Origin of the sequence: Mucilaginibacter paludis DSM 18603, from assembly GCF_000166195.2 — a bacterium.
In the GTDB taxonomy this organism is placed as follows: Bacteria; Bacteroidota; Bacteroidia; order Sphingobacteriales; family Sphingobacteriaceae; genus Mucilaginibacter; species Mucilaginibacter paludis.
The window spans coordinates 7821132-7847809 of record NZ_CM001403.1 but is presented as its reverse complement, the minus strand read 5'-3'; the positions used below and the strand labels follow the sequence as shown (position 1 = coordinate 7847809).

General features: G+C 41.9%; 15 protein-coding genes. 10 read left to right on the top strand and 5 right to left on the bottom strand.

Features of this window, described 5'->3' with window-relative positions; all coding sequences use genetic code 11:
* The first annotated feature begins 63 nt into the window (after nt 1-63).
* From MUCPA_RS33235 to MUCPA_RS33215, 5 genes are all read left to right on the top strand, one after another.
* Nucleotides 64-4161: a hybrid sensor histidine kinase/response regulator transcription factor gene (locus MUCPA_RS33235; RefSeq protein WP_008512723.1), complete on the top strand. Its 4098-nt coding sequence runs from the start codon at nt 64-66 to the stop codon at nt 4159-4161.
* Nucleotides 4162-4475: 314 nt separating this feature from the next.
* Nucleotides 4476-7661: a SusC/RagA family TonB-linked outer membrane protein gene (locus tag MUCPA_RS33230; RefSeq protein WP_008512722.1), complete on the top strand. Its 3186-nt coding sequence runs from the start codon at nt 4476-4478 to the stop codon at nt 7659-7661.
* Between the two features lie 20 nt (nt 7662-7681).
* Nucleotides 7682-9151 carry a RagB/SusD family nutrient uptake outer membrane protein gene (locus tag MUCPA_RS33225; RefSeq protein ID WP_008512721.1) on the top strand — a complete coding sequence of 490 codons (1470 nt, stop codon included), beginning with the start codon at nt 7682-7684 and terminating at the stop codon, nt 9149-9151.
* 3 nt (nt 9152-9154) lie between these two features.
* Nucleotides 9155-10597 (top strand): agarase, encoded by a 1443-nt coding sequence (locus MUCPA_RS33220; protein ID WP_157544032.1) that lies wholly within the window; start codon nt 9155-9157, stop codon nt 10595-10597.
* Nucleotides 10598-10636: 39 nt separating this feature from the next.
* Complete coding sequence (locus MUCPA_RS33215) at nt 10637-12868, top strand: glycoside hydrolase family 3 N-terminal domain-containing protein (RefSeq protein ID WP_008512718.1); 2232 nt, start codon at nt 10637-10639, stop codon at nt 12866-12868.
* Nucleotides 12869-12940: 72 nt separating this feature from the next.
* On the opposite strand, the gene MUCPA_RS33210 is transcribed toward MUCPA_RS33215, so the two are convergent.
* Together MUCPA_RS33210 and MUCPA_RS33205 are read right to left on the bottom strand one after the other, a co-directional pair.
* A complete protein-coding gene (locus MUCPA_RS33210) occupies nt 12941-14209 on the bottom strand; it encodes an Hsp70 family protein (RefSeq protein WP_008512716.1) in 1269 nt (422 codons plus the stop codon).
* Nucleotides 14210-14317: 108 nt separating this feature from the next.
* Nucleotides 14318-16459 carry an FUSC family membrane protein gene (locus MUCPA_RS33205; RefSeq protein ID WP_008512714.1) on the bottom strand — a complete coding sequence of 714 codons (2142 nt, stop codon included), beginning with the start codon at nt 16457-16459 and terminating at the stop codon, nt 14318-14320.
* 287 nt (nt 16460-16746) lie between these two features.
* Between MUCPA_RS33205 and MUCPA_RS33200 the strand changes: the two genes are divergently transcribed.
* From MUCPA_RS33200 to MUCPA_RS33190, 3 genes are all read left to right on the top strand, one after another.
* The gene (locus MUCPA_RS33200) at nt 16747-19332 is read left to right on the top strand and encodes a phosphoenolpyruvate carboxylase (protein ID WP_008512713.1); all 2586 of its coding nucleotides are present in this window, start codon (nt 16747-16749) and stop codon (nt 19330-19332) included.
* A 112-nt stretch (nt 19333-19444) separates the two neighbouring features.
* Nucleotides 19445-19984 carry a DUF4142 domain-containing protein gene (locus MUCPA_RS33195; RefSeq protein ID WP_008512711.1) on the top strand — a complete coding sequence of 180 codons (540 nt, stop codon included), beginning with the start codon at nt 19445-19447 and terminating at the stop codon, nt 19982-19984.
* A gap of 139 nt (nt 19985-20123) precedes the next feature.
* Complete coding sequence (locus tag MUCPA_RS33190; protein WP_008512703.1) at nt 20124-22313, top strand: bifunctional alpha,alpha-trehalose-phosphate synthase (UDP-forming)/trehalose-phosphatase; 2190 nt, start codon at nt 20124-20126, stop codon at nt 22311-22313.
* A 37-nt stretch (nt 22314-22350) separates the two neighbouring features.
* Here the strand turns inward: MUCPA_RS33190 and MUCPA_RS33185 are convergent, their stop codons facing one another.
* On the bottom strand, nt 22351-22785 hold the full coding sequence (locus tag MUCPA_RS33185) for an acyl-CoA thioesterase (protein WP_008512701.1): 435 nt from the start codon (nt 22783-22785) through the stop codon (nt 22351-22353).
* 349 nt (nt 22786-23134) lie between these two features.
* Here MUCPA_RS33185 and MUCPA_RS33180 point away from each other — a divergent pair, with 349 nt between their 5' ends.
* On the top strand, nt 23135-23644 hold the full coding sequence (locus MUCPA_RS33180; protein ID WP_008512700.1) for a hypothetical protein: 510 nt from the start codon (nt 23135-23137) through the stop codon (nt 23642-23644).
* A 52-nt stretch (nt 23645-23696) separates the two neighbouring features.
* Here MUCPA_RS33180 and MUCPA_RS33175 read toward each other — a convergent pair whose 3' ends face one another.
* On the bottom strand, nt 23697-24899 hold the full coding sequence (locus tag MUCPA_RS33175) for a DUF763 domain-containing protein (RefSeq protein ID WP_008512699.1): 1203 nt from the start codon (nt 24897-24899) through the stop codon (nt 23697-23699).
* 187 nt (nt 24900-25086) lie between these two features.
* On the opposite strand from MUCPA_RS33175, the gene MUCPA_RS33170 reads away from it, so the two are divergent.
* Nucleotides 25087-25344 carry a hypothetical protein gene (locus tag MUCPA_RS33170; RefSeq protein ID WP_008512698.1) on the top strand — a complete coding sequence of 86 codons (258 nt, stop codon included), beginning with the start codon at nt 25087-25089 and terminating at the stop codon, nt 25342-25344.
* Nucleotides 25345-25463: 119 nt separating this feature from the next.
* Here the strand turns inward: MUCPA_RS33170 and MUCPA_RS33165 are convergent, their stop codons facing one another.
* Entirely contained in the window at nt 25464-26645 is a 1182-nt protein-coding gene (locus MUCPA_RS33165) for a tetratricopeptide repeat protein (protein WP_008512697.1), read from the bottom strand.
* Between the last annotated feature and the right edge of the window lie 33 nt (nt 26646-26678).

The window sequence follows — 26678 nt, the reverse complement described above, 5'->3', positions numbered from 1 at the left end:
ATGCAATAGCGGTTACGCCCCTGTTTTGCCAATTATAACATAAAAATAGATTTGTTTTTTGCCATGATAAAACAAGGGACTATAGCCGCGTTTTTTTTGATGATCGCGTTTCTGCCTTGCTATGCTCATGCTCAGCAGCCAGCAATACGTTTCAGGCATATCAGCTATAAAGATGGCTTGGTGCAAAGCCCCATTTCTACTATCCTTCAGGATAAAAGCGGTTATGTCTGGATAGGTAGTTGGGCTGGCTTATCGCGCTACGATGGCTCGTATTTTAAAAATTTCCGCCCAAACGACTCCAGTAATACCAGTATCAGCCATAATCGTATCAACCGAATTATACAGGATGCACAGGGGCATCTGTGGATAGGTACAGGCGGTGGTTTAAATTTATATGATAGTAAAACAGAGAAATTTCGACACGTTGGCTTATCAAGCGCCAAAGGTGGAGGCAATTTTATCACCGCCATTCAGCAGGATCACAGTGGCAAGATATGGGTTGCCACATTTAACGGGATAAAGTCCATCACTTCAGATTTGGCAAACCTGATCAGCATTGACCGTTGGAAAAATAAAGAAAATGAACTTTTTAAAGGCGTTGCATTTTCCCTGGCTGAGGATGATAAGCAAACTATATGGGCAGGAATCAACCAGGGCCTGAAAAGGTTCAATCCTCAAAATGCGGCTGTCATACCTTTACCGGATATCCTGCGCAGCCAAAAAGAATTATTGTCAGCAAAAGTGATTGTTATCACGGCCGATCATAATGGGTCCCTTTGGTTCGGCACTGAAAGCGACGGGATTTTTAGATATAACGAGCGTTTAAATAGTTGCACTCATTATGTAAATAAGGCTAATGATATATACAGCTTACCATCTAACTGGATAAACGACCTTTTAATTAAAGATGGAAACGTTTGGGCGGCTACACGTAACGGTTTAGCCATTTTAAACCCGCAGACAAATACCTTTACCAATTACAAACACGACCCGGACGATTCCAGAACCATGAGCGATGGCTCTGTATGGAGTTTAATGACAGACCATACCGGAAACGTATGGTTAGGCACCTACTCCGGGGGGCTTAATTTATATTATCCTGGCAATTCTAATTTTGTAAATATAGGTGAGCGGGTTGGTAACAATATCGGGCTGAGTAAATCACTTGCCGAAGCAATTGTGGGGGATGCGGACGGCGGCTTGTGGATAGGTTCTTTTGGCGGAGGGTTAAACTATATTAACCGTCAAAAAGGCTTGGTTAGCTACTTCCCGGCATCAGAAGAGATCAAGGCGCTGGTTAAAGATTCGGTAAAAAATTTATGGGCAGGTACTTTAAATGGCTTGTTTAAATTTAACCACCAAAACAAAACTTTTGGCCGTATCAGCCTCGAAACGTTTAATAATAAAACCGCCGCCAGGTTAATTAATGCATTGTTACCTGCCAAACGTGGTATCTGGGTGGGCACTAACGGCGCAGGTTTAAGACTGGTTGACTACCAAGGCAAAGAAATACTGCGCTTGCGTAGTGAGCCCGGAGCACAAATAGGCCTGAGCGATAACTATGTTAACTGTTTGTTGAATGACGGTAGCAAATTATGGATCGGCACGCAAAATGGTTTGAATTGTTATGATCAAATAACACAGCAAATCAAATATTACCGACGAAAGAATAGCGGCTTAGGCAACAACAATGTGCTTTGCCTATACATGGATAACCACAAACGTTTGTGGATTGGCACCGATGGCGGAGGATTGAATTATTTGGACGAACCAAATAACCGGATATATGCCATTCGGCAGGCAGACGGATTGATTGACGACGTTATTGCCGCTATTGTTGCCGATAAACAAGGGGCTTTATGGATAAGTACTAATAATGGCATTTCTCAGCTTAAGTTGGTTAGAGAAGAATTTCCTTTAAAGCGCGGTGATTATCAAATTGCCAATTACACTGCCGCTGATGGATTACAAAGTAACCAGTTTTTGGTGAACTCTGCCTATCAAACTGCGCAAGGTGAAATACTATTTGGAGGTATGAATGGTATAACCGCCTTTTTTCCGGATAAGATTGTAAAAAATAAATTTAAGCCCGACATTTTGCTGACCGGCTTTTACATCAGCAACAAAGAGGTTAGCTTTGGTAATCAGTCATATTTAAAACTCCCCCTTAACGAAACCTCTGAACTGACCCTGCCCTATAACCAAAATAATTTCACCATAAAGTTTTCCGCATTAAATTTTATTAACCCAGAAAAAAATGTTTATGCCTATAAAATGACGGGCTTACGCAACAACGACCAATGGATAATAACCGGAAACCAAAAGGAAGCCGGTTTTACCAACCTTGCGCCAGGGCATTACGTTTTTACAGTGAAGGCTGCTAACAACGATGGTTATTGGAACGAAAAAGGGCGAACGATAACGATTAACATTTTACCACCACTTTGGGAAACCTGGTGGGCTTACTGTTTTTATGCGTTGGTAGTGGCTTTTCTGTTTTACAAGGTGATCCGTTTTGTACAGATCCGTGCCGCTCTTGAGAGGGACCTGTATAACGAACATTTACAAAACGAACGGCAGGAAGAGTTTTATCAAATGAAGCTTGATTTTTTTACCAATATCTCACATGAAATACGTACCCCATTAACGCTGATAATGGGGCCGGTGGAAAACTTGTATAATAACACTATGGATAATCCATTCATTAGCAGGCAGGTGCTTCAGATTAAGAATAACGCTGAACGTTTATTAAGGCTTATGACAGAACTGATGGACTTTAGAAAGGCCGAAACCGGAAACATGGTATTGTACGTACAGTATAATAACATCGTTGGTTTTATCAAAGAGATTTATCTTTCGTTCACAACCCTGGCCGAGAGCCGCCATATCAGTTATCAATTTACCAGCAACCTGCCAGAAATTTATTTATATACTGATAACGAACAATTAGAGAAGGTTTTTTTTAACCTGCTATCCAATGCTTTTAAGTTTACGCCAGATTATGGCTGTATAACTGTAGAGCTGCAAAGCAACGAGCAATACGGCTTAACAATTAATATTGCCGATAATGGGCAGGGTATCCCGGCTGAATATCAATCTAAATTATTTACCAATTTTTACCAGGTACATAGTAAAAAATCAAACCAGGGTACCGGGGTAGGGCTGGCTCTCTCGAAAAGCATTGTTGAATTGCACCAAGGCACTATTGCTTTTAAAAGTTCGCCTCAACAAGTTGATCAGCCGGGGGATACGGTATTTACCGTTCATTTACCTGTTAATTTTAAGCCGGTAAACAATGTTCACATCATCAGCGATAACTCGGGGATTGAAAGCGTTGCCTCGTTCAGGATGCGCGCGGAAATTGATGTACTTAATCAAGAAGAACATCCAAATGGCGGACAAAAAGGGACTATAATATTGGCCGAGGATAATGAAGAACTCAGGAATTTCATTGTGGATTCATTGCCCGGATACGAGGTAGCCGCATACGAGAATGGCCACGTAGCATTTGAGCAGGCGATAACGCAAATCCCTGATCTGGTTATCAGCGATGTAATGATGCCCGTAATGAATGGGTTGGAGCTTTGCCGTAAAATTAAAACCGACGAACGCACAAGTCATATTCCCGTTATCCTGCTTACGGCCCTTGCTACCCATATACACCAGGTTAACGGGCTGCAAACGGGTGCCGATGTTTATTTAACCAAACCCTTTAGTATCAAGTTATTGGAGTTAAATGTGCAAAATTTGTTAACATCGAGAGAATTGATGCGTAACAAATTTAGCCAACAGGTTATTTTGCATCCTCAACAAGTAGTTTTAAATAATCCCGACGAGAAATTTATTCAAAAGTTGATGGCTACAATTGAACATAATATGGAGAATCCCGAATTTGGGGTAATAGCCTTAGGTGCCGAGATAGGTATGAGTAAATCTGTGTTGTATAAAAAAATATGTGCTCTCACCAATCTTTCGCCGGCAGACTTTATAAAATCAATGCGTTTAAAAAAAGCTGCCGACTTGTTGCAGCAAAATTCGCTATCGGTTAATGAAGTGGCTTCAATGGTTGGGTTTAACGACCGCAAATACTTTAGTCGAGAATTTAAAAAAATACATGGTAAATCGCCCTCGGAAATGAATACGCCAGCTTCAGCAAGATAATAAATTGTAGCTTTCCGGATCTCCGCTTTCAACCTTTTTTAGCTATTTTCTTCTTTAATTGTTAAGAAAGTCATTTTTTACCCCTAAAAAAGTCTTTTTTTAACCGGCTTTCAGCTGTCTTATCTTCAGTTTTGCCTAACCAATTACAACGGACAAGATTCGTTTTCTTAACCAGTTAAACCAATTAAATTGCATGAAGAATAACTACGTTTTCTATTCCCCGCATTTCTCACTCCCCAAAATGATTTATACTGCCGTTCAATTTTACGACAACCCTAATTTAAACCGATAACCCTAATTAAATTTCCAGAATTATGAAGGTATTTTACTTACACTATTTACAACAACCCCAACCTTTGCCAAAGGGGCGGATATTCACTGTGTTGTTTTTGGCATTATTTTTCCAGGCTTTCTCGCTCTTCGCGCAAACACTTACCATTAAAGGTAAGGTTGTTGATGGTAGCGGCGCCCCTCTTCCGGGTGCCACCGTTATGGTTAAAGGTACTACTACGGGTACTGTTACCGATCCCAACGGAAATTATTCGATTAATATACAGAATAGAAATGCAATACTGGTGTTTAGCTTCATTAGTTTCCAGAAGCAGGAACAACCGGTAGGCAATAACACCCAGGTGAACGTAACCATGCATGAAAATGCCTTATCATTAAATGATGTGGTCGTGGTAGGGTACGGGGAAATGAAAAAGAAAATGTTATCAACCGCAGTAAGTTCCGTTAGCGCAAAGCAAATTGAAGATCGCCTTGTAGCTACCCCGGCCGAAGCGCTGGTGGGACAGGTTTCTGGCGTGCAAATATCGCAGGCTCTTGGCGACCCGGGCGCCGCCCCTGTAATAACAATCCGCGGGCTTGGCTCCATAGGTGCGGGTAACGGCCCGCTGTTTGTTGTTGACGGCTATCCCCTTAACAGTTCCGACGACTTTAACCAGATCAACCCTGCTGATATTGAAACGGTGCAAGTGTTGAAAGACGCGGCAGCCGCGGCCATTTATGGCTCAAGGGGGGGCAATGGCATCATCATTGTAACTACCAAAAGAGGTAAAGCAGGCGCAACAAAATTTAATTTTACTGCCAATACTGGCTTTGCTAACGTGTCGAAAACCGTAGCAGTTTTAAATAAAGATCAGTATGTTGATTATGTAAAAGATGCATTTGCCAATTCAGGCAAAACATTGCCTGCAATCTATAACGACCCATCGACGCTGCAAAATACGAACTGGCAGGATGAAATATTTCGCCGCGGATGGACGAGTTCCTATGCATTGTCTGCCTCCGGAGGTACCGATAAGGTTACTTTTAATGTAACGGGTGCATACTACAGGCAAACAGGTATCATTAAGGCTACCGATTTTAACAGGTATAACCTGCGGGCCAGCATGGATGCCAAGCTGACAAAAAAATTAAAGTTTAGTTTCAATATCGCGCCATCGTATACCATTAATGATCAGACAGCAACGGGCGGTGGTTTGAATAACGCGCTCATTAACGGTATCGGCGTTAACCCATCTGGCGTAGGAGGCACTGTGATCAGCGCACTGCTGCAACCCCCTATAATACCCGTAAGGCAACCCAATGGCGACTATTCAAATGCCACATCGATTTTATCAGTTGGTGGCCAAACATTTAATGGCAATCCGTATAATCCCGTTGCCGTACTTGATTTGTACAAAGACAGAACTTCAACAGGGCGTGTTCTATCCAATACTGCTATCGACTTTGAGATTATTAAAGGCTTGAAATTTAGAAGCAGCTTCGGTTTCGAGGGAATATTTAATAACCGCGCCTGGTTTGTGCCCTCTACCTTACAATCCGACAATGCACCTACAGCAAACATCAACAACCCGGTTTTAACTAACGTAAGGGCAAGAACAACACAGGGAACAAATTATAATTACGTGTCAGAAAATACGCTTAATTACAATACAAAATTTGGCAAAAATCACGATTTAAGCTTATTGGCTGGTTATTCGTTTCAAAAAAACACCTATACCGAAACAAGCCAGGCCGGGCAAAACGGAACTGTTACCAATGGCATAGTTGAAAATCCCAACGATGCTGGGGTTATATTAGGTACATATGCCTACAGTTCTAACGCGTTGATCTCCACTTTTGGGCGTGCCAATTATAGTTATAAGGATAAATACCTGCTCTCGGCATCAGTACGTACCGATGGCTCATCACGTTTTGGTTTAAATAACCAGTACGCCACTTTTCCTGCATTTTCTGCTGCATGGCGCATAGGCGAAGAAGGCTTTATGAAAAAGATAACTGCCATCAGTGAGTTAAAATTAAGAGGAAGTTATGGTGTAAGCGGCAACAATAACATAGGCGATTATAGCTCACAAAGCTATGCAACCCAAGTTAATTATGTTTTTGGGGCCAATAACTCTACCCCTGTATTCGGCTTTTCGCCCAATTCGCTCGCTAACGCCGATCTTACCTGGGAAACCAACAAGCAAACCGATTTGGCTTTGGAAATAGGTTTGTTAGGCGACCGCATTTATTTTACAGTAGATGCTTACCACAGGCTTACCAATAACTTGCTTTTAAGCAGGGGAGTGCCGGGCATATATGGCTTTGCAAACACTATTTTTACCAATGTAGGTTCCGTTCAAAACAACGGTTTGGAGTTTTCAGTTAAAACAAACAATTTGAATGGCACCATCAAATGGACCACTGACGCCAACATTTCCTTTAATCAAAACAAGGTAATCGCTCTTACCGATGATGGCAACTTTGTTGGCTATGATGCCGCTTTCGGTTATACCAACTCCATCCGGGTGGTACCCGGCCAAGCCATGAGCAGTTTCTATGGTTACAGGCAGATAGGAGTTTATAAAGATGCCGCCGATGTGGCTGCCAGTGCAAAATGGGCGGCGGGTGGTTCGGTACCCGGCGATGTGAAATATGCCGACGTTAATGGCGATGGTAAAATTGATGCCAGCGATATTGTGAATATAGGCAGCCCTTTGCCTAAGTTTACTTACGGTATAACCAATAGGTTTGATTATAAGAGTTTCACCTTTAGTTTTCTATTTCAGGGAACTTATGGTAACCAGGTTTTAAACTCGGCCGACAGGTATACGGACTATTATAATGGCTCATTCAACGTTCGTACCAATGCCCTTAACCGCTGGCGGTCAGCCACGGATCAAGGCGACGGGATGACACCGCGTGCAGCCGCAACCAACCCATCTTCTACCACCGTGGTATCAACACGCAATATTTTTGATGGCTCTTACCTCCGCTTGCGTAATGTAACGTTAGGCTATGTGTTAACGGGTAATTTATTAAAAGTACTTCATGTTAACACTGCCAGGGTATTTCTTTCGGCCGAGAACGTGGCCACATTTACCAAATACTTTGGTTACAATCCGGAAGTTAACGTTTGGGCCGGCTCACCCGCGCCGCGTTACGGGGTTGACCAAGGCACCTATCCGCTGCCACGTACATTCTCGTTCGGCTTAAACATTGGTTTTTAATTCTATAAATAAATACAATCATGAAGAAATATATAACACTGCTGTTTCTCCTTTTAGTAATGGGGGCATCATGCAAAAAAGACTATATCGCGTTAGAGGATCCCACTAAAATATCGACGGCCGACTTGTACTCGGATGCCAATGGACTTGGTCTGGCCGTAACGGCAGCGTATGGAACGCTGCAAGATATTTACGGTAAAGGGACAAGCGGCACAGGCATGTACTTGTTTACCGACGTACCTTCGGATAACAGTAATGCCCTGGTATCGGGAGCCGGTTTGGGCGACTTTGACTTGTTTACAGTAGCGCCAGAAAATGTAAACCTTTCAACGCAATGGCAAAATTTTTATAAATGTATTGCACGTTGCAATGCCATTATTGGCCGGGCGCCCGGAATTGACATGACAGCCACCCTAAGAGACCGCTACATAGCCGAGGCTAAATTTTTAAGGGCGCTTAGTTATTTTAATGCCGTAAGAATTTGGGGCGGCGTACCGCTGGTAACTAAAGAAATTCAATCTATCGACGAGTCGTTAAGTTACAAACGGGAAACCGTGGCTAATGTATACGCACAAATAGAGAAAGACCTTACCGATGCCGAAACTGTGTTACCTACCAGTTATGCTACAGCCGATTTGGGCCGCGCAACCAATGGTGCCGCTAAGGCCATTTTGGGCAAAGTGTATCTTACAGAGGGTAAATACGGCCAATGTAAAACCAAATTGGCCGAGCTTTTGCCAAGGGGAACCAATGCCTGGGGGTATGACCTGCTACCGCTTTACAGCGACATTTTTTCTACCAGTAACGAATTGAATAAGGAGACTATTTTTGCCGTAAGGTACACCAAAGGCGGCTTTGGTACCGGAAGCCCGTTTTTTAACTGGTTTGTGCCGAACCAAAGCGGTTCTACTATTGCTACAGTTGGTGGGGGATCGGGGTTTAATACCATTATGCCTGATCTGTACGATGCTTTTCCTGCCACCGATCCACGGCGCGGATTTTCTATAGCGTCCTACGTAAGCAGCGGCGTAACCTATTATTATACCAAAAAATACACCGACGTACCCGCAAACGCCATGGACAGCAATAACGATTGGATCGTGATTCGCTACGCCGATGTCATGCTGATGTATGCCGAGGCAGAAAATGAACTTAACGGCCCCGCAGGTGCAATTAGTTATGTCAATGATGTTCGCCGCCGTGCTTATGGTAATACCACTAATGATTTAACGGCAACTCAAACATCATCGCAAGGCAATATGAAACTCGCTATTGAAACCGAGCGCAGGCTTGAACTTAATATGGAAGGGCACCGCTGGTTTGACTTGTTGAGAACAGGGCGCGCAATTGATGTGATGAACGCGTCTTTTACCAAATATCAAACTAAGAATGGTACGGTAGTGATACAGATATCAGCTCCTCATAACTTATTATTTCCTATTCCGCTTCGCGAAATACAGATCAATCCAAATCTTACACCTAATCCTTAATCAATGATGCTTCGTAAACAGTTCATCCTATTGTTCATGTTATTTTGCGCTTCAACTTTTGCGCAAACTCCAGCTGAGTATACCTTAAAAGTTAGTGCTAAAATTTCAAACCAGGGTAGCGGGCAGAAACCCGGTTTTCGCGAATGGAAAGATTATCCTACACGTACGTTGGCTACCTTAAAGAATTACCAGCCAACCAAAGATATGCAGCTGGATAATTATGGCGGAACAACCACCATTAGGGCAGATGCAACCGGCTTTTTCCATGTTGTCAAGGTAAATGGCAGATGGTGGTCTGTTGATCCCGAAGGAAATTTGTTTATTGATAAAGGAATGAACGATATCAACATCGGCGTTTCTGACAACAATAAGGCTGCTTTTGCCATCCAATTTAGCGATCCATCAAACTGGGCGCTTAAAACTACCCAAATGCTGCGCCAATTGGGTTTTAACGGAGCAGGGGCATGGTCATCTTACAACTTATTAAAAAAACTGGATAATAAGGTAAAACCACTGGCTTATACGGTTATGCTCGATTTTATGGGCAGTTATGGCAAAAACAAAGGTGCTTATCAGCAATCGGGCCATTTGGGTTATCCTGATAACGCCATATTTGTTTTCGATCCCGGTTTTGAAAAATACTGCGATCGGTACGCCCGGCAGATCAGGGATAACAAAAATGATAAAAATTTGTATGGTTATTTCTCGGATAATGAACTCCCGTTCTATAAAAAATCGCTTGATAATTATTTGTCGAAAAAAGACAAAACAGACGCCGGATATATCGCCGCTCAAAGATGGCTTCAGGATCATCAATACGAACAAACGGCCATAACCGACCAAATGCGCAACGAGTTTTTAGGTTTCGTTGTAGATCGTTATTTAAGCATCGTTTCAAAAGCTATCAAGAAGTACGACCCAAATCACATGTATATAGGCTGCCGTTTTAACGGGTACGAAAAAACAGTTAAACAGGTAATTGAGGCCGCGGGCAAATACCTTGATCTCATATCGATTAATTACTACGATCACTGGACACCCGATGCGGGTGATATGCGGAACTGGACAGCTTGGTCGGGCAAACCTTTCATTATAACTGAATGGTATGTAAAGGGCGAAGACTCGGGTATGGGCAACTATTCGGGTGCTGGCTGGGTGGTTAAAACGCAGCAGGACCGTGGCATGTTCTACCAGAACTTTACACTTGGGCTACTTGAATCGGGCAATTGCGTGGGCTGGCATTGGTTTAAATACCAGGATAACGATCCTGCTAATAAAAACGTAGACCCATCCAATACAGATGCCAACAAGGGTATCCTGAACAGCCAGTACCAGCTATATACCGGATTAACCGAGAAAATGGAAGAGCTTAATCAGCAAGTTTACAACTTGATCGGCTTTTTTGAAACCAGGAAAAAAAACGCTGAAAGGCCTGTAAATAAGTAATCAACAGCAAAAGAATAAAATCAATATCATAACTAAAATATGTTTTCAAAAAGGCTTTTATTGGGTATGCTTTGGATGTCTGTTGTTTTAGATGTAAAAGCGCAAAAACAAGATCCCGCAATTACTCAAAAAGTTGATCTGTTACTCAACCGAATGACATTGGAAGAAAAAATTGGTCAGCTCAACCAGTATTCTGGCAAGGCCTTAACAGGGCCGGCTACTGCTAAAAGTAACGATTTGCAAACCGAAATCAGAAACGGCTGGGTGGGCTCTGTACTCAATGTGAAGGGAACAAAAAACACCCGCGAGGTTCAGTCCATTGCAATGCAGAGCCGATTAAAAATCCCCTTGCTGTTTTCTTTGGATGTTATTCACGGCTATTACACTACATTTCCTATACCATTGGCCGAAGCAGCCTCCTGGGATATGGAAGCCATCAAACTATCTGCACATCTCGCAGCACGTGAAGCCGCCGCCTCTGGCATCCACTGGACCTTCGCTCCAATGGTAGATATCGCCCGCGATCCGCGATGGGGACGCATTATGGAAGGGGCAGGAGAGGATCCGTATTTGGGGAGCTGTATTGCAGAAGCCCGCGTCAGGGGGTTCCAGGGCAAAGTTTTGGGCGATACAGATGCCGTAATGGCTACTGCAAAACATTTTGCAGCTTATGGTGCAGCTACGGCAGGTCGCGATTATAGCGGGGTAGAGATGAGTGATCATGAATTATGGCAAACTTATTTGCCACCGTTTAGGGCAGCGGCAAAGGCAGGCGCGGCTACTTTCATGAACTCGTTTAACACCTTGAACGGTATCCCGGCAACTGGTAATTCCTATTTATTGAGAAATATTTTGAAGGGGAAATGGCATTACACTGGCTTTGTGGTAAGCGACTGGAACTCGATAGGCGAAATGGTAACATGGGGATATGCCAACGATGTGAAAGACGCGGCACTGAAGGCTATTACCGCTGGATGCGATATAGATATGGAGGGGGGGGCTTATCGTAAAAACTTGATTTCGCTGGTAAAAGAGGGTAAGGTACCCGTAGCCTTAATTAACGAAGCCGTAAAACGCATACTTTACCAAAAATATCAGCTGGGCCTGTTTGATGATCCGTACAAATTTTGCGACGAAAAACGGGAGAGCCTTGTTTTGAATGATAAAAAAAGCCGCCTGGCAGCAAGATCTGTTGCAGAAAAATCAATTGTGCTACTGAAGAATGATGGAGCAATATTGCCGCTGAATACCAACCTGAAAACTATAGCGGTTATAGGTCCCTTAGCTAAGGCAAAAAGGGATATGGCAGCGGCCTGGAACGTTAACCAGGACACAACTGCCGTGGTGAGTTTATACGATGGCATCAGTTTGGCAATACGTGGCCGCCAAACAGTATTGTACGCTAAAGGTGGAAGCGTGATGCATAGTAGCCAGCAAGACATTGCAGAAGCGGTTTCAATAGCATCTCAAGCAGATATTGTGGTTATGGCCCTTGGCGAGAGTTTTGATATGAGCGGCGAATCCAAATCTCGCGCGGATATTGCATTGCCCGGAAACCAGGAGGATTTGTTTGAAGCCGTAGCGGCGACTGGAAAACCAGTGATTGTTACTATAATGGGAGGGCGGCCGTTGATATTTAACCGTATAGCCAATAAAGCGCAATCTATTTTATATACCTGGTGGCTGGGCAGCGAAGCTGGAAATGCTATAGCCGACGTTATTTTCGGCAAATACAATCCATCCGGAAAGTTGCCGGTGAGTTTTCCGCGCTCCATGGGGCAGATACCGATATTTTATAGCCAAACCAACACAGGTCGCCCTTATAACAATGAGCCCGAAAAACTATACTTGTCATCCTACATCGACGAACAAAATTCGCCGCGCTACGCATTTGGCTACGGCTTAAGTTACACTACCTTTGGTTACAGTGAATTAAAGTTGGATAAAAATATAATTTTTGCCAATGATTCTGTTACGATATCCTTCAGCCTTACTAATACCGGTAGATATGCAGGCGAAGAAGTTGCACAACTATACCTGCGCGATGAGGTGGCATCTGTTGTTCGCCCCCTAAAGGAGTTAAAGAAATTTATTAAGGTGCAGTTGCAGCCTGGAGAGAGCCGCATAGTACACTTCGTACTTGGCAACGATGATCTATCCTTTTATGATGCCAAACTCAATTGGATTGTTGAACCCGGCGTATTCCGGATCATGATTGGATCGGCATCGGACGATATCAGGGCAAGCACCGCTTTTACGTTAAAAAAATAGATGTTGGCACCCCACATCAACACAAAATATTAAATTATAATGAGCAAGTGTTGTTACATTTGCTCATTGTAATTAATCTGCAAACAGGTAACCGCTGTAAGCTAAGCCTGTAGCCACACTTTTAAAGTTATCGCCTGAGTTGAGGCTAACATGCGGAAATTTGTTTTTAAATAGCTTTTGGATACTTCCAACCATGGACGTGCCTCCGGTTAAAAAAAGGCTATCGATATTTTGGCCGGCAATGTTGTTTTGCAACATAAAATCATCCAGGTAATTTGCAATCCGGTCTACATCTTTCGCGATAATCTGTTCATAACTATTGATGGATATTTCCTCGTCAATATCGATATCCATTTTGTGGTAGCTAAATACCGTTTTGTCTGTATTTGAAAGCTCAATCTTGGTACTTTCAATCGATTGAAAAACTGAATAACCCAGGTTGTTTTCAATCAGGGTGATCAGGTTTTTAAATTGCGGATTGTTACCCGAAAAATAGTAATAGTCTTCAATATCTTTTTGAATACGCAATCCATTAAAAAAATTCATTTGTTCCCAGGAACATATGTTTGCGAAAAGCGATTTGGGTACGGTTAATACCTTGCCGGGCGTGGCTTCATATTGGGTATGCTTGCCAAAATAAGGCGTGCCCACTTCCCACATAAAGGCAGAATCGAAACTATCTCCACCTATATAAATGCCTCCATTGGCCATCATGTCGTTTTTCCTGTCTTTGCTGCCCACTTTTTCCGGATCAAGTACCAGGTAAGTAAAATCTGTGGTGCCACCGCCAAGATCCGCCACCAACACATTCTCTTTTTTTACCAGGCTTTTTTCATAGGCGAACGCTGCGCCGATAGGTTCAAACTGAAACCTCACTTCTGTAAATCCGGCAATTTGTGCCGCCTTGTTTAGCCTGGTTTGCGCCAGCGTATCTTTTTGCACGTTGTCGTCGTCAAAAAACACCGGCCTGCCAATTACCGCCTTCCGGCAGTCTTGCCCGATCAACTGATCTGCACGATCTTTCAACTCTTTTAAAATGATAGCCACCAGGTCAGATGCGTTGTACCTTCTGTTATGGATACGAGTTTCCGTGAATGTGCTTCTTGATAAAATTTGCTTAATGGATTTGATAAACCGGCCCTTCATGCCATCACTCAGATAGGCCGTAATGGCATCCTCGCCTACAACATAATTTTGGTCGCTTGCCGGGTTAAAATGGTGGTGAAAATAAATAAGCGATGGAATGATGATAGTGCTATGTATTTCTTTTGTTTCTTCGTTGTAGATAGCCAGAGCCGAGTTGGTGGTTCCAAAATCAATTCCATATAAAAATTTATTCATACCAAAAGGAGATAAAATGATCGAAATTTAAAGGGCGGCGAAACTATAAAAAAATAGCTTAGCAACGAAATAGGTAGAGTGTTTTTATGTTGATGCCGATAAATACGTCTATTCCAATATCGCATCGGTTACCTTGGCAATATCAGCGCTAACCTTGGTAATAAACTCCAGTTGCTCTTTCAATAAATGTGCCTCCAGGTTGCCTTCCGTTTTCTCGGCATGCGGCAACACCGGCGGAATAACTATTTTAGAAGGTTCTTGAATTGCGGGACTGATTTTTTTGGCTGAGTCGTATAGTAGAATGATGGAACGCTTCACCAGTTTTAAATTTTCAGGTTGTACCTTAGCATGGCCTGCACTAATCATCGTAGAAGCTATATTGGCTATATACGATGCCAGGATATGGTTGAGCACCACAAATTTATGCACTTCTTTAATATGCTGTTGCTTCCGTTTAGGCTCAGATGTCATTCGCTCAAACGCGGCAGATAGGTTGGCCGAGTATACATATACATCTTTACGGGCCAGTTTATACTCCGTAGTATTTACATTTTTGCCCGATAACGATTCGGCTACTTTCATCAGGTAGCTGATGTTGGCCTTTAATACATCATTCAGCGTGCTTTTAATCAGCTCAAACTCCCAGGTTGGAAAGATGATATAGCTGGCTATAAAAGCAATAACAGAGCCTATCAGCGTATCAATAACGCGCTCCTCCACCACATGGCCCACGCCTAAAAACTTAAACAGTATCAGTACATAGGGTGTCATAAAAATAACGCTGACAATATAATTTAATCGCTGAAAGCTATAGGCAGCGATCATAAATATCATTAAAAAAACAAACTGTGCGGTGGTATCAGGGATAAAGGTTAATATCAATATTCCAATTACCCCGCCCCCTATGGTGCCTATTAGTCGTTGGTAATTGCGTTGCTTGGTTAAACTGAAACCTGGTTTTAAGATCACGATAATGGTGAGCAATATCCAATAACTATGATGCCCGTGGGTGAGTGTTTTTGCTGCCAAAAAACCAATTAAACACACCAGCGCTACCCTTAATGAATGTTTAAAGATAGAAGAACTAAAGGCCAGGTTATCAATATACACCTGCAAATCGTACTCCTGGTGGCTAACAAATTTAGAGTATTCAACTTCGGCGCGATTCTCGAGCAGGGCGGCCGACTTTGAATTATTATAATCAGAGATGTTAACAATGCTTTGATTGAGGTTACGCAGGTTAATTAATATCTTTTTCAGCACCAGGTTACTTACGCCTATGCTTTCGGTTCCCAACTGGTCAATCTTTTCCTTGAGCTTTTCCAGTTTCGGATTCACATCTACGGTATGCTTGTACCGCGAGTTAGCCTGAATAGCAAAACCCAAATTATCCAGTTCATCAGCAATAAACGACAAAACATAGGCTATATCGTCCAAAATGCCCGTTTTTCCAAACTTTTCGCGAATGGTTGCATAATCGTAATGGGTGGCCATTATTTGTTCAAACAAATCAACCAGGTCAACAAAAGTAAGCACCAGTATCCGGCTGGCATTTGTTGATTCCTTTACCACCAGGCGGCTTTTAAATAGCAATTCCCTAACGGCATCCTGGTTATGGCTTACATGTATTTGCTGCGATACTACCTTATGGTAATTCTCTTCGATATCGGTATCCGGTTTATAAAAATCGGCTTTAATTCTCAAAAATTTTGATACATCAAGCATGTTTTCGCCAATAGCTTGCTGGGCTGCCCTGTATGGCCGGATACTAAAAAAGGTAATACTGAGCAGTGTGTACCATATACTGCCGACCCAGATGGTAGCGCTGTAGCCCAATACTTCCGAAGGGAGCAGCGCCTTTTCCATCATCAGGATCATAATAAGCAAACAAGCGGTGCCGATGGAGGCTGCCCGGTTGCCATAAACTGTAAACATAGAAAAAAAGAATGCCAGAGCTACAATTTCAATACCCATGCTCACTACGTTGAGCCTGGCAAAGCCTGTGGCGATAGCCACGATGAACATCAGAAGGCCGCAAATCAGCATTCCGTTACGTTTGTGGATAACCGGGCCCGGGTTATCGGCGCCACTTACGCAAAGTGCGCCTAATGATAAAGTTAAGCCTGTTTCAAGTTGGTTAAACTGCGCCATCAAAATTGACGGAAGCAAAACGCCGAATGTGATGCGCAGGCCATCAGAAAAGTACTGGCTGTAAAAAAAACTCTTTATCTCTCGGGTTTGCCGGTTCATAACTAAATTACATGACGAATATAGGCAAGTAATGTTTACTCAAACTATCCATATTTCAACAAAAATTAAAAAACAGGTTTACCGCGTTTCTTTGTTGAGCCTTTAAAAACTATTAACGCTCAATAAAGTACAATACACCTTAAGCGGTGTCATTTAATATACACCCTATCAATTTACTGGATTTTTACAATTTTATGCATTAATTCAGCTAATTTGCCTATTTTCATCCGTCGGATAGTATTGTGTACTTTCCACACACTTATTTAAAATCAAACCACACATAATTTATGACCTCGGTTTCAAAACTCAGCCAAAAAGAAACAGCTTTTAACCAGGAAGTTGTTACCCGTTTTGAGTTGTATAATAGCCTTTTTTTAACACTGCCGTTTTACCAGGTTAAAGACACAGGGATATTATTGCCATTCTTTAGTTCACATTGCGAGCACGGGGCTGCCGAGCAATTGTCTCCTTTGGAGATTATCCGCAGTTTTTTTGAAAAATATGTACCTGATATTGACCGCGAGGAGCGCCTTAACCGCCTGTTTCGTTTTATACAGTATATAGAACGGCAAGTGGTGCTGTTCGATTCGATTGAAGATGCAGCGTTTAATAAGCTCGGCCATAGCGATGACGGCGGCGGTACATTGCATAATTTATTCCAGCAAGGTCAGGGTCGCGAATCCATGCGTCAAACGATTGGCGAAAAATTGCAAAAATTTAGTTTGCGATTGGTTTTAACCGCTCATCCTACGCAGTTTTATCCCGGCCCGGTATTGGGCATCATGACGGATTTAAGTGAAGCTTTGAAGCATGATGATATTAACTCGATCAACTTACTTTTACAACAGTTAGGTAAAACCCCGTTTTTTAATAAAACTTCTCCAACTCCTGTTGACGAGGCGGTAAGCCTGGCCTGGTTTCTTGAAAATATTTTTTATTACGCCGCTGCATCCATACAAGCACGTGTTGATGATGAGGTTGAAGGCAATGGCAACCACCAGGTTGTTGAATTAGGTTTTTGGCCGGGCGGAGATCGGGATGGTAACCCGAACGTATCCTCTAAAAGTACAGAGGAAGTAGTTATACACTTACGCAAAGTACTCTTCAGGTGTTATTACAGGGAGTTTAAGGACCTGAAAAAACGGATTACATTCCGCGGTGTAAACGAGGCTATGAATGCTTTGGAAAAGATACTTTATCACAACGCCTTCAACAGCAACCCCAAGCCAGAAAATCAACAAGCCGAAATATTAGCTCATCTGGCTACAGTTAAAGAGGTATTGGAGAAAGATCATTACGCCTTGTTTGTTAACCTGGTTGATAGCCTTGTGCGTAAGGTAAAGCTATTCGGCTGCTATTTTGCTACTTTGGATATCAGGCAGGATAGCAGGGTATTGCGCAACGTGCATCGTTATTGTATCGAAAATAGCTCGCTTAAAAATTTAGTTTCAACTGAATATTTCGACATGAGCGAGGAGGATAAGCTAAAGGCTATTCAATTCACAGAAATCAATTACAGCCCGCTTGAAGATGCGGATCACCTGGTGAAGGACACTTTGGTCACTATCCGGCTGATGAAAGATATTCAGCAATCAGGCGGCGAGAAGGCTTGCCAGCGTTTCATTATCAGCAATTGCCAGCAGGCTTCTGACATATTACAACTCATGAACCTCTTTTTATGGTCGGGATGGAAAAAAGAGCAGCTCAGTGTTGATTTTATGCCACTCTTTGAAACCGTTCATGACCTGGCCAACGCTGCCGGCGTAATGGAACTTCTTTACACTCACCCGTTTTACCAGGAGCATTTAAAAAGGCGGGGTAACAAGCAAACTATCATGCTGGGCTTCTCTGATAGTACAAAAGACGGGGGCTATTTAATGGCCAACTGGTCTATTTATAAAGGAAAGGTTGAGCTTACTGCAATGGCACTCAAATACGGCATCGAACTTGCCTTTTTTGATGGGAGGGGAGGTCCACCGGCTCGTGGCGGTGGCAAAACCCACCGTTTTTATTCATCCATGGGTAAAGAGATCGCAAACGATCATATCCAGTTAACCATCCAGGGGCAAACTGTAAGCTCTCTATACGGATCTTTCGATACAGCGGTATTCAATATGGAACAGTTGGTTAACGCCGGTATTGTATCTGCCTTACATCCTGAAAATAACGATCTGCTGGATAACGAGCATAGGGCGCTTATATCGAAGATGGCCGACACAAGCTACAACAAGTTTATGGAACTGCGTGAGCATCCCTTATTTTTGCAGTATCTCGAAAAAATGAGCCCGCTCAAGCTATTGGCTAACATCAATATCAGTAGCAGGCCAACCAAGCGCAATGCCGATGCAGAATTAAAGCTTGAAGATTTACGTGCCATTAGTTTTGTAACATCGTGGAGCCAGTTAAAACAAAACATTCCGGGATTTTATGGTGTGGGCACCTCGTTAAAGCAAATGCAGGATGAAGGGCATTGGGAAGGCTTAAAAGAGCTGTACGCTAATTCGGGTTTTTTCAAAACGATGATTGATAACTGTATGATGTCGATGTCGAAATCCGATTTCAGGATTACCGCTTACCTGGTAGATGATGCTACATTTGGTGGTTTTTGGAAGATGCTGAAAGCAGAGTTTGACCTTACCCGCGAACTGCTGTTATCCTTAACCGGGTCGACCGTTTTAATGCAGGAGTACCCGGTTGAAAGAAGATCGATCGCCCTGCGCGAAAAAATTGTTTTGCCTTTAGTTATACTACAGCATTTTGCATTACAGCAACTAAACCAGTTGCCGCCTGACGATAAGTTTTATGCGGTTTACAACAAGTTAGTGGTACGTACGGTGTATGGTATAGTAAATGCCGGAAGAAATTTGGCTTAAAACATTGCTCCACAACAGGATTTTCTCAGTGGAATAAAATTTATATTGCCATTAAAATTAATCATCATATCTATAATATTTATTAGTTTTGCCACACAAAATAACAACATCAATGAATTTGAAAATCAAAACACTTAGTTTTATCACGCTGGCCGCATTTGGTGCCGCTTCAATGCAATCTTGCAGCCCGGACAGGGCAAAGGCTTACAATGCACGTACAGATGTTAATGCCAATGGTTTAGCTTTTATTAAGGGCGCTCACGAAGGTGGATTAACCGAGATTGAAGCTTCTAAAATAGCGCAGAAAATTTCTACCAATAAAGCCGTTACAGATTTTGCGGCGATGATGATTAAAGATCACTCTGAAGCCGGAACGGAAGTGGACAAACTGGCTGATGAGAAACAAGTTTTTGTGAGGGATTCCGTTAATCATGAACATAAAATCCTTTTGGATAGCCTGTCAAAAAAATCTGGCGCTGGGTTTGACAAAGCCTACATTGAAATGATGGTAAAGGATCATGAAGAGGCTGAAGAGCTTTTTAAAGAAGGAAAAGAAAGTACTTATGCCGATATCAGGGAGCTTTCTGAAAAAATATATCCGAAGATCAAGGCACACCTGGAATCTGCAATTTCCATCAACAAATCTTTATAGTAAAATAAGCTCAATCCGCTTAAAATATAACGAGGGATCCGATTATTTCGGGTCCCTTTTTTTATTGTGATATTGCTAATAGTGATATTTAAAAAAACAAATACCGCCAAATGGTATTTGAAATAGAAACTCTACAGTTATGAGTAAGACTATCATTATTTCGAACAGGCTACCGGTTAAGATTTTAGAACAGAACGGAGAGTATACTCTTGAAGCTACCGAGGGCGGATTAGCTACCGGCCTGGGTTCTATTTACAAGCAAGGTAACAATATATGGATAGGATGGCCCGGTTTAGAAATGCCCGAGGACAAACAAGATGATATATCCAAAAAACTGCATGACATGAGTTTGTTTCCTGTGTACCTCTCCCAGGAAGAAATTAACGAATATTACGAGGGTTTTTCGAACGAAGTGCTTTGGCCTGTTTTTCATTATTATGCCTCTACCTACGCCAATTACAAGCAAAGCAACTGGCAGTATTATCAACAGGTTAACAAAAAGTTTTGCGAAGTTGTATTGAGCATTGTAGAGCCTGGCGACACCATATGGGTACACGATTACCAACTGCTTCTGCTACCTGGACTGATCAGGAATGCACAGCCAGAACTATCCATTGGTTTTTTTCTGCATATACCGTTTCCGTCATATGAAATGTTCCGGTTAATTCCCTGGCGGGCGGAATTGCTCGAGGGGATGTTGGGCGCAGACTTGATCGGTTTCCATACGTTTGATGATGCAAGGCACTTTTTAAGCGCCACCGGGCGGATCCTGCCGGTAAGGGCTTCGTCAAATATCGTATCCATTAACGATAGATCTGTTGTTGTTGAGTCGTTCCCGATGGGGATCGATCACGACAAATATGCTTCTTTAACTAAGGACGATAAAGTAAAAGAACAGATTAAACTCCTGAAAGCTAATTTTAAAGGCATAAGGATCATTCTATCCGTAGACAGGCTGGATTATAGTAAAGGTATATTACAGCGCTTGCAGGCCTTTGAAATGCTGCTAAAAACCTATCCCGATTATAAAGAGAAGGTTTCGCTATACATGATCGTTGTGCCATCGCGGGATACCGTGCCGCAATATAAGGAGCTTCGCGATCAGATAGATAAAAAAGTAGGAAACATCAACGCGTTGTACCGCACAATGGATTGGAGCCCCATTCATTACTATTACCGCTCTTTCCCGCTGGAAACTCTTTCGGCATTATACCATATAGCTGATGTTGGCCTGGTTACCCCCATGCGTGATGGTATGAACCTGGTAAGTAAAGAGTATGTAGCCAGCCGAACCAAAAACGATGGCGTTTTAATTTTAAGCGAAATGGCTGGTGCATCTAAAGAGCTGATAGACGCGATAATCGTTAATCCTAACAATACACTGGAAGTATGCGGGGCTATAGTGGAAGCTTTGAACATGGATGATGATGAAAAAAAACGACGGATGAGCTCGATGCGAAAGGTTGTTGAAAAATTCAACATTGGGCATTGGGTAAAGCTATTTATGAACAAGCTAACAGAAGTTAAAACCCTGCAGCAATCTATGCGCACCAAACATGTTAGTTATAAAACCGAGCAGCATCTGAAAGGCTGGTATGCCCACGCGGAGAAACGCATCATATTTTTGGATTATGACGGCACTCTTGTAAATTTCAACACCAATATTAACCATGCTTCACCAGACGAAGATCTGTATAGTTTGCTGGACAAGCTTTCTTCCGACCCTTTAAATCACATCGTTTTGATCAGTGGTCGTAAACATGAGAATTTAAGCGACTGGTTTGGCCATATGGATATTGACCTGGTGGCCGAGCATGGCGCATGGACAAAAGCAGCCGGCCAGAAATGGCACAGAATACCAGGCCTTACCGACCAATGGAAGCCGGAAATATTACAAGTGCTTGAAAATTATGTTGACAGGACGCCTGGCTCGTTTGTAGAAGAGAAAACCTATTCGCTGGTGTGGCATTACCGTAAAGTTGAAGAAAGCCTTGGCGATTTGCGATCAAACGAGCTAATGAATAATTTAAAATACCTTGTTGTTGATAAGGGGTTGCAAATATTGCCAGGTGATAAAGTGGTTGAAATTAAAAACATGGAAATTAACAAAGGCAGGGCGGCTCTGACCTTGATTGATAATAAAGAATACGACTTTATTATGGCTCTTGGAGACGACTATACCGACGAAGATATTTTTAAAGCATTGCCGGATACGGCAATTACCATAAAAATAGGCAACAATAGCTCGGCAGCTAAATATTACCTTCGCAATCCTCAGGAGGTACGAAAGTTATTGCGCGTGTTAACTCACCTTCCGCAATTAACTTAAATATAGCGGGGGCTATGCGGCAAAGCCGTATAGCCCCTTATTCGTCAACAAGCATGGAATAGTGTTCTAAAATATCGTCAGGTATTTTAACGCCCTTTCCGTTTTTCATATCTATCATCACAAAATCAAACCAGCCATCGCTGCAAAGTTTATCATTTGCTTTATTGTTAATGGTAAACTTTACCCGGCAGCCGCGTTCGTCTATGGATTCTATGCCGGTACGCACAAAAAAATAGTCTCCGAGCATAAGTGCCCGTTTGTAATTGATCTGCACCGCTTTTACAACCCATCCAAATCCCCTTGCCATAAATTTCTCCATTGACATACCATAGCATTGATCCATCTGATCGTAACGGGCAGCTAATACGTAATCCAGATATTTACTATTGTGTACATGCTGAAACATATCGATATCATCCGGACGAACGCGCAACTCTGTTTCAAAAACCTTGTATGTGGTGGAAGTTAGCATATTGCAAAGATAAATTGATTAACCGAATAGCATAATCAACAATCACGCCCTTTATTTTCATTAAAGTCAATCCGGTAATATCAATATATTAACGGAATTAATGCGCCAATACCAAAAATGTAAAATTGATGATTAATGATTAGTAATTTAGCAATCTGAATGCAGTTGTATTTCGAAAATTGCATTCCCTTAATTGAGATATTGTTAAAATTACACTATCTAAGACAGTCATTATTGAAGATTGTAAAATAAATGTCTTTTTATTGTGTTATTTTCATAAAAATTAAATTTAATTTGAGTATATGATAATATAAGTATACTTTTGTTGTGTAATTTAAATTTTAACAAAATGAAAAAGATATTCATCACAGCCATATTATTCTCGAGTTTGTCAGTTGGTGCTTTTGCTTCGGATGGCGGCAAGAAAAAAGACAACACCAATTCTGAAGCGGTATCATACACTGTATTGAATCAGTTTGCTTATGATTTTAAAGATGCCAAAGAAGTTGTTTGGACAGTTAACGGTAACTGCCAAAAAGCTGAATTTACTTTGGGCAGCAAAAAACTGACAGCATTTTATTCATTAGCTGGTGATTACTTGGGTGTTACACGCCCGGTAACTTACAAAAATGTACCTTTGGCTGCTCAAAAAGAAATCAACTCAACCTATAGTACTTACAAAGTAGGAGAGGTGATTGAGTTGCAACCTAAAACAAGCGAATCTTCAGATCTGTTAGCAAGATCAAGCTACAGCGATGATTCTAAAGTTTACTTTGTTGATTTAAAAAGTGAAAAAGAAGAAATCCTGGTAAGAGTAACTCCTGCAGCCGATGTTTACTTTTTTAAACAAGTTAAATAAGTTTTAATATCATTATAAGTTAGAAAGCTGGGTTCGCCCGGCTTTTTTTTGTTTAAAAGAGTTTCAATTGTGTTTGCAGCGGTGGTTTTGCTTTGCCGAAAACTGTACGACCACCGTATTTCCACGATTCATTTCGTTCTTTTTCAATCACGTTGTTAAAGTTAGCATTCGGGGTAAAATCATTTTCGGCCCGTTGAGCAATTTGAGATAAGCATTTAATGGCTTGTTGCTTATCGGTGAAACCTAACTTGGCTTTGTGGACAGCATTTTGCAAAGTAGCGATTGTATCATCATAAACCTTAACCGGAACCGGAAAAGGATGTCCATCCTTGCCGCCATGAGCGAAAGAAAACCTGGCCGGGTCTGTAAAACGGGATGGTGTACCATAAATTACCTCACTTACCAAAGCGAGCGATTGTAGGGTACGTGGCCCCAATCCCTCCAACAACAACAGTTCTTCAAAATCTGAAGGCCTCTTTTCATGAGCCAACCAAAGTACGGATCCCAAACGTTTCAGATCAACATTGTTGGCCCTTACATCATGATGGGATGGCATCACTAATTTTTTAATCTCGGCCAGCATCCTGTCTGGCTGTTCGTGGGCAATCTCTAAAATACCGTTTCGTGAAGGAGCGGCCCGCTTATCAACCATATTCAAAATATCACCGGCGTTTTGCCCATAAATGGAACTATGCGGCTCTTCAACAAATGAGGTTATGGTAGGGGAGTGCCAGTGGTATCTGCGGGCAGTAGAGCTGTTATTACTCATGCCCTGTTGTACTACAGCCCATTGCCCTTTATCGTTAACAATAAAACTATGCAAATAAAGCTGAAAGCCATCCTGTACGGCGGTATTATCAACTTTGGCGCTTAATTTACTACAGCGTGCTAAATAATTACCGTCCAGTCCGGTACGCTGGCCAACGTCAATAAGTTCCGACGGCGTTTGCCGGGATGATTTCCCTTTTCCGCCACAAATGTAAATTCCCAGTTCTTTAGAATGCGGATTGATGGCGCGCTTTAAAGCACCCATTACCGATGTGGTAATGCCTGACGAATGCCAATCCATACCCATAACCGCACCGAGGCTTTGAAACCAAAACGGATCGCTTAAGCGGCGCAAAACTTCCTGGTTGCCGTATTCAACAATAATTGCTTCAACTATGGCAAGCCCGATTTTGGCCATTCTTTCAGAAAGCCACGGTGGCACATGGCCGTAATGCAAAGGTAAATCAGCACTTCCGGAACGTTTCATTGCTAACAAAGTTAGTAAAAGTTAATGGTATTTCTTTGAAAAAATAATTGTGATTTGCTTTATTTGCGGATTGAAGCCAATTCAACATCATCTTAGGATCAGGCTCATCGTTGGTAACAACAATGCGCTATTGTTTGTGTTATAGCTTAAACGTGTTACTTACACGCTTTACTAATTGTAAAATACTATGGAGCAAAAACCTTTATACGCAGTTAACTGGAGAGATTTCATTTCGGATGAGGACCGCAGCCTGAAGATTTGGGGAAATGTAGATAAAACGGATAGCCAGGTTTATTACACTTGTGCTGTCAATCAGCAGCAGATCGTGATCACTAATTTTGACGGGCGCTGGATAGATAACAGCGGAAAAGATCACGAATTGGCTGCCAAGTTAGGACGTTTGATTGATGGTTGTGAGTTTCTGTTAGCTCTTAAAAAATCATGACGGCAGATAAGTTCGATTCATAAATTAATAAAGTATCAACCGATTTAATATCCTATAATTAATATTATGTTAAGTAGATGTGTTAAATAGAAGCCCGGTCTATGAACCGGGCCCTACTCTTAATTTTTTAAGGCATCTATTTTTTTCTGTATCAAATTGGCATTTACATTGTCTTTTTTTCCAAGGTAAACGTTACGAAGGCTTGTTAAGGCATCCATCGATTTTGGGTTAATTTCTGAGGCCTTGACTAAATACGGTTTTGCTTTTTCAAACAGCGCTACGGCACTTGCCGACATGTCATCGTATTTTTTCTGATTTACTTTGGTTGTAGGTAAATTATTAGCTTTATTGAAAATATCGATACCCGGGTTCAGGTATACGTATCCCATGCTTAAATTGGCCTCGTAGTACTCAGGATCAATAGCCAATGCTTTGTTTAATTGTTCGGCGGCTTTATCGTAGTTTTTAGACTGTAAGTAAATATAGCCTGAATAGTAGTATAAGGATTTGTTTTTAGGATCGTTCGCAATAGCTTTATCCAGTTTATCGCTCACTTCTTTTATCCTGCCGGTTTGCAAGTACAATTGAATTTCGCGATTAGTTAAATTAGCATTCGCCGGATACTTGGCAACGGCTTCTGTTACAGCTTTTAAAGCGCCTGTCGTATCGCGATTCATCAAGTAAATTGATACCAGGTCGCTATAAATATTGGCATTGTTTGAATATTTGGTAGTTACCAAGTTGCTGTAATTAGCAATGGCCTCCGGATATTTTTTAGCATTAACCGCGGCTAAGCCTGTAAGGTATATGGCATTAGTATCCTCTGGCAATACGGTGCGGTAATAGTTAAAAGCTTCGTAAGATGCATTATAATTACCGGCTTTATACGATTTGAACCCGATATTGTATTTGTACTGAGCCAAATTTCTGTAGCCGTTCTCTATCTGTTTCTTGTACTCCCCTTTTGTATCCAGTTCTTTAGCTTTTTTTAATGCTTCGTCGGCAGTGATAAACAACGGCGTAGATGTACTTGGTATGGTATCAAGTAAAGCCAATGATGAATACACACCACCTTTAACAGTGTAAGTTAAGGGTAAGTTTGCCGTCTTTTCGTTAGCGGCAGCTTTATCAATTAAGGTTTTGGCTTCAGTTAAACTTGGCAGGGCCATTTTTAGTTGAGATCCCCTTAATGCATCATATTTGTTGTATGCATCCTGTGCGTCGTTCAACACGCCCTTTTGCGCAAAAACTGCAGTTACCGAAACAAGGGACAATCCTGTTATCAGAAATCTAATTTTCATGGTATTAATTATTTTAATGTTGATAAAATCATA

Bases quoted from the DNA above. Each gene is read 5' to 3' on its own strand.
- MUCPA_RS33175 (WP_008512699.1), bottom strand. From the start codon at position 24,899: ATGAAACGTTCCGGAAGTGCTGATTTACCTTTGCATTACGGCCATGTG.
- MUCPA_RS33215 (WP_008512718.1), top strand. From the start codon at position 10,637: ATGTTTTCAAAAAGGCTTTTATTGGGTATGCTTTGGATGTCTGTTGTT.
- MUCPA_RS33225 (WP_008512721.1), top strand. From the start codon at position 7,682: ATGAAGAAATATATAACACTGCTGTTTCTCCTTTTAGTAATGGGGGCA.
- MUCPA_RS33230 (WP_008512722.1), top strand. From the start codon at position 4,476: ATGAAGGTATTTTACTTACACTATTTACAACAACCCCAACCTTTGCCA.
- MUCPA_RS33220 (WP_157544032.1), top strand. From the start codon at position 9,155: ATGATGCTTCGTAAACAGTTCATCCTATTGTTCATGTTATTTTGCGCT.
- MUCPA_RS33170 (WP_008512698.1), top strand. From the start codon at position 25,087: ATGGAGCAAAAACCTTTATACGCAGTTAACTGGAGAGATTTCATTTCG.
- MUCPA_RS33185 (WP_008512701.1), bottom strand. From the start codon at position 22,785: ATGCTAACTTCCACCACATACAAGGTTTTTGAAACAGAGTTGCGCGTT.
- MUCPA_RS33165 (WP_008512697.1), bottom strand. From the start codon at position 26,645: ATGAAAATTAGATTTCTGATAACAGGATTGTCCCTTGTTTCGGTAACT.
- MUCPA_RS33235 (WP_008512723.1), top strand. From the start codon at position 64: ATGATAAAACAAGGGACTATAGCCGCGTTTTTTTTGATGATCGCGTTT.
- MUCPA_RS33205 (WP_008512714.1), bottom strand. From the start codon at position 16,459: ATGAACCGGCAAACCCGAGAGATAAAGAGTTTTTTTTACAGCCAGTAC.
- MUCPA_RS33180 (WP_008512700.1), top strand. From the start codon at position 23,135: ATGAAAAAGATATTCATCACAGCCATATTATTCTCGAGTTTGTCAGTT.
- MUCPA_RS33200 (WP_008512713.1), top strand. From the start codon at position 16,747: ATGACCTCGGTTTCAAAACTCAGCCAAAAAGAAACAGCTTTTAACCAG.
- MUCPA_RS33190 (WP_008512703.1), top strand. From the start codon at position 20,124: ATGAGTAAGACTATCATTATTTCGAACAGGCTACCGGTTAAGATTTTA.
- MUCPA_RS33195 (WP_008512711.1), top strand. From the start codon at position 19,445: ATGAATTTGAAAATCAAAACACTTAGTTTTATCACGCTGGCCGCATTT.
- MUCPA_RS33210 (WP_008512716.1), bottom strand. From the start codon at position 14,209: ATGAATAAATTTTTATATGGAATTGATTTTGGAACCACCAACTCGGCT.